Raw genomic sequence first — 1,866 nt, 5'->3', positions numbered from 1 at the left:
AATCTCAACCACAACTTCGGCGCTGACGGTGCCGGTACGGTGAAATGGCTGGATTCCGGCGCACCGGGTGGTTTCACCTACCAGGCTAGCCCGGACGGCTCGCAACTGCTGGTCAAGCAGGGCGGCACTACGGTGCTGACACTGACGCTGAACACTGCGACCGGTGCCTACACCGTCACCCAGAATGCGCCCATCCAGCATGCCAATGCCGATCTGGAGAATAACCAGCCGTTCACTCTGACCTACCAGGTCACCGACAAGGATGGTGATACCGCCACCGGGTCGCTGACCGTGAATGTCGACGATGATACGCCGGTGGCCCAGGACGACCATGCCACCGTACTGTCCGGCCAGACCCAGGACGTCAACCTGGTGTTCGTGCTGGACTTCAGCGGCAGCATCAGCGACAGCGAGCTGAATCAGATGCTGGATGCCGTGCGCACGGCTGGGCAAGAGCTGTTCAACACGGCGACCGGAGCGGTTCAGGTTCAACTGGTGGTGTTCTCGGAGAGTGCACTGTCCTTCGGGCCGTTTGACAGCGTCGCCGCCTTCACGGCCCAGATCAACGCCCTCAATCCGTCCGAGCCGGGGGGCGTGCGGCCCGACTCCATTGGCAATGGCACCGATTTCACCGATGCCATCGAAGAGACCATGGATACGTTCACGCCGCTGCCGGGCTGGAACAACCAGGTGGTGTTCATCAGCGATGGCAACCCCAACCAGCAGACGGGCACCGGCGGTAATTCGCTGGCCGACAGCACGGCGACTGCCTGGGACAACTTCGTCGACAGCAACGGCATCAACGTGACCACTATCGGCATCGGTAATGGCATTACCGATGAGCGCCTGGAAGACGTGGATCTGGACGCCGGGCCGAACAACGACCCGCTGCGTGTCGACGACTTCGATGATCTGGTTGATACCCTGGTGGACCAGGTCACCGGTGGCCTGGTCACCGGCAATGTCCTGCAGGGCAGTGACAATGCTGTGGGCGGCGGCGATGACGATGCCTACGGCGCGGATGGCCCCGGTCGTATCCTGTCCATCGAGATCGATGGTGTTACCTACACCTGGGATGGCGTGCTGGATGGCGATGAGCAGCTGAGCAACGTGCTCACCCTTGCCGGTGGCAAGCTGAGCTTCAACTTCCAGACCGGCGCCTGGAGCTACCAGGCTCCGGCCAATCTCGATGGCGACAAGACGGAGAGCTTCGATTACGTCATCGTCGACAATGACGGCGACCCGTCCACCGCAACGCTGACCATCCACGTGGAAGATACCGGTCCTGTGGAAGGCTTTGTCGACGAGGACAATCTGCCCGATGGCATCGATGATCTGGACTCGGTGACCGATTCCGTCAGCGGCAGCGTGGCCGAGCTGGTGGTCGGCCCCGATGCCGGGTCGCACTTCACCCTGTCCAGCGACACCAGTGGCATCACTCCGGCTTCTTCCGGTGGTGTGGCGCTGGTCTACAGCGTGCTGGGCAACACCCTGACTGCGACTGCTGGGCCCGCTGGGCCGGTTGTCTTCACCCTGCAGGTGGGAGATGACGGCAGCTACACCTTCGATCTGGAGCAATCGCTGGATCATCCGGCGGACGGCAGTGACGACGATCAGCTGCTGACCCTGGACTTCACCAGCATTCTGCAGGCCAATGACGGTAGCGACCCGCTGACTCTGGTTGGCAACTTCCTGATCCACGTCGAAGACGACATTCCGCGCGTCGATGCGGTGCTCAGTGGCCAGCAGCCCGTCGCCCTCAACACCCAGGATGCCGAGACGATCGGGATCAACTTCGACTCGGCCAGCAGCAATTTCAGCGGTGCCTTCTCGGCCACCGCCAACCACGGCGCCGATGGTCCGGGT

Annotated in this window: 1 protein-coding gene; it reads left to right on the top strand. The window is 62.3% G+C overall.

Annotation, left to right across the window (positions count from 1 at the left end; all coding sequences use genetic code 11):
- The coding region (locus PA6_RS22165; RefSeq protein WP_043217394.1) for a DUF5801 repeats-in-toxin domain-containing protein at positions 1-1,866 on the top strand (1,866 nt) is incomplete at both ends.

Source organism: Aquipseudomonas alcaligenes NBRC 14159 (assembly GCF_000467105.1).
GTDB classification, from domain to species: domain Bacteria; phylum Pseudomonadota; class Gammaproteobacteria; order Pseudomonadales; family Pseudomonadaceae; genus Aquipseudomonas; species Aquipseudomonas alcaligenes.
Note: the sequence above shows the minus strand (reverse complement) of the source record. Positions and strands in the feature narration are given on the sequence as shown.